Origin of the sequence: Neisseria sp. 27098_8_139 (assembly GCF_041433195.1) — a bacterium.
GTDB classification, from domain to species: Bacteria; Pseudomonadota; Gammaproteobacteria; order Burkholderiales; family Neisseriaceae; genus Neisseria; species Neisseria subflava.
Map to the genome: position 1 here is coordinate 1 of NZ_JAPWBA010000032.1, position 2,100 is coordinate 2,100.

1 protein-coding gene and 1 pseudogene are annotated in these 2,100 nt (G+C 52.4%); both read left to right on the plus strand.

The features are described 5' to 3' along the window. The first annotated feature begins 147 nt into the window (after nucleotides 1-147). Nucleotides 148-687 carry an ESPR domain-containing protein gene (locus tag O3660_RS11530; RefSeq protein ID WP_371465008.1) on the plus strand — a complete coding sequence of 180 codons (540 nt, stop codon included), beginning with the start codon at nucleotides 148-150 and terminating at the stop codon, nucleotides 685-687. Then, a pseudogene (locus O3660_RS11535) lies at nucleotides 656-2,100 on the plus strand (hypothetical protein); the annotation flags it as partial. The gene O3660_RS11530 and the pseudogene O3660_RS11535, both read left to right, overlap by 32 nt.

Sequence of the window (2,100 nt, forward strand, 5' to 3'; positions counted from 1 at the left end):
TCAAAATAAAGATAAAATGACAAAATTTTACCCCCTGCTTACCTCGTAAAATGAAATTCTTGTACTCACGAGCCGAATGGTTCGTGCAGGTAAGTGGGTAGGTTGCAATTTCGATCACTCTATACAACTAAATAATGGAGCATAACAATGAATAAAGCCTATCGCGTTATTTGGAATGCGTGCACCAACACTTGGACTGCTGTTCAGGAAAATGCCAAGGCCAAGGGAAAATCTTCTTCCGGACGGGTTTCTGCCGAGCCTGCCACATTGGGCAGCTTGGGGTTGAAATCCTCCCGTTTCGTTTGCACCGCATTGGTTTCCGCGCTGATGATGACCGCAGGTTATGCCAATGCCGGACCTGGTATTTTTATCAATGATGGTACTGATGACGGATGTATCGTTACCAGTGATGAATCGATAAGAAGAAACGCGCTGTTCTTTCTGGTTAATAACAACTTGGAATGGGCGGCCGGGCAGGCCAGCGGCGGCAATATGCCGAGTGTAAATGCTTTTCGGGATAAATGTAGATCCGGAGATGCGGCCAGTCAAACCAACCGTGCCCTGTTCTATGGTGATGCGGGCGGTGCGGGCAGCAAACACCTTTCGCTCGGTGGCCGTTTGGATGTAAATAGCGGCATTATCGGCTTGGGTGACCGTGCCGCAGGCAATAACAGTCCGCATTGGTAGCGGCAATACTTTGCAGGCTGCCAATAGTCAATCGAATTCCGTTGCTATCGGTAATGACGTGGAAACCAAAGCTGCCCTGGCTGTTGGCATCGGCTCGGCCGCCAAGGCCAATGGAGTGCAGTCTGTAGCTGTCGGCAACAGCGTGGAGTCTTCCGGATATTATTCCGTAGCCATCGGTACTTCCGCTCGTGCGAATGCGGCACAAACTGTGGCTTTGGGTAACAATGCCAACGCCGCAGGCGAGGATGCGCTGGCTATTGGTCGTAGTGCCAACGCGCAGGCGAAAGACTCCATCGCATTCGGTCGTAGCTCTCAGGCAGCTGCCAAGGGTGTTGCCATTGGTTCGGATGCCAGCGCTGCCGTGGCCAATTCTGTTGCCTTAGGTTCAGGTACGACTGCCGTTGCTGCTACCAACCAGTCTGGAACGAAAAATGTAAACGGACTGAACTATACATATGTCGGCGATTCCGCCAATAGTTCTGTGACCGTTGGCAACCGTCAAATCAAACAGGTAGGGGCGGGCGAAGTTTCGGCTGCTTCCACCGATGCGATTAACGGTAGCCAGCTTTACGCCACCCAAAATGTAATCGGCAATATCGGTAAAGGTGTGGCTACTAATTTGGGCGGCGGCGCGGCCTTGAAACCAGATGGTACGTTTACCGCTCCCACCTACAACCTGACTGATGCCAACGGTAATGCGGTTAGCAAAAATAATGTCGGCGACGCGCTGAACGTATTGGACAGCCGTTTGAATACTGTGGGCGGCGGTTTTCAGGTGGCCGCTGCTACTGGTACGACGCAAACTGTGAAACCGGGCAATACGCTCAAATTTATTGACGGTACAAATACCACCACTGAGGTATCGACCGACGGCGCGGGCGTAACTACCGTGAAAATCAATGCCACTGCAGTTGCGCTGACCAACAACGCCACTACCGGCCAAGTGAACGCGCCTACCGCTGCGGATGCAAACAAAGCCGCTACTGCAGGCAGCGTGGCTGCGGCCATCAATACTGCGGTTGGAAAAAGCGGTTTCAATGTGGAAGGCGGTTCTGTTGCCGGCGGCACTGCCACCGGTACGGCTACAAGCAGGGTAAATAATAACGATACTGTCAAACTGCAGGCTGGCAAAAACATTGCATTGGTACAAAACGGTAAAGAGTTTACCTTCGGTACTGTCGAGGAGATGGAGGTAACCAGTATTAAGGCCGGAACGGCCGGCGCTGACGCTAAGCTGGATCGCGACGGTTTGACCATCACTTCTACTTCTTCAGGCGACCCGGTCAAATTGACCAATAACGGTCTGAATAATGGCGGCCACACAATCGTCGGTGTCGCTGCAGGTGCGGTTAACGCGACCAGTACCGATGCCGTGAACGGCAGCCAGTTGTACAAAACTGCCAATTCCACAGC

Excerpts from the sequence above, each read along its gene's own strand:
- O3660_RS11530 (WP_371465008.1), top strand. The coding sequence starts at position 148 with ATGAATAAAGCCTATCGCGTTATTTGGAATGCGTGCACCAACACTTGG.